Origin of the sequence: Mesorhizobium sp. M4A.F.Ca.ET.050.02.1.1, assembly GCF_003997725.1 — a bacterium.
Classification (GTDB): Bacteria; Pseudomonadota; Alphaproteobacteria; order Rhizobiales; family Rhizobiaceae; genus Mesorhizobium.
On sequence record NZ_RZSG01001548.1, the window covers coordinates 1 to 400 of the forward strand.

Genomic DNA, 400 nt, shown 5'->3' on the forward strand with positions numbered 1-400 from the left:
GTGCTGCTGCTGGTGACGCTGGCTGGCCGTGGCTTCATCCCTCCCGAGCTCGGCATCGTGCTGGTGCTCGGCGTCAATCTCGGCTCCTCGATCATCGCGCCACTGCTCACTCGCAACGCCGAGCCCGGCGTGCGCGTCGTGCCGATCGGCAATCTGCTGATGCGCGGCATGGGCTCGCTGCTCATGCTGATCCTGTTCATGACGCTGAAGCCGCCTGTCGGCTTCCTTGGCGCCAGCGTGCCTGACCAGATCGTCAACGCCCACATCCTGTTCAATGTGATCGTCCTGCTCGCCGGCCTGCCGCTCGCCAGCCTCGTCTACCGCGCCTCGGAGAAGATCGTGGCGCTCGGCGCCAAGCCGGAGCAGGCTTCGGCGCTCGACATCGTCTAACTGTCGGCGC

The 400-nt window shown here is 66.5% G+C and carries 1 pseudogene; it reads left to right on the forward strand.

Annotated elements, in window-relative coordinates:
- Nucleotides 1-348, forward strand: a pseudogene (locus EOA33_RS38580) (Na/Pi cotransporter family protein); the annotation flags it as partial.
- Nucleotides 349-400: the final 52 nt, after the last annotated feature.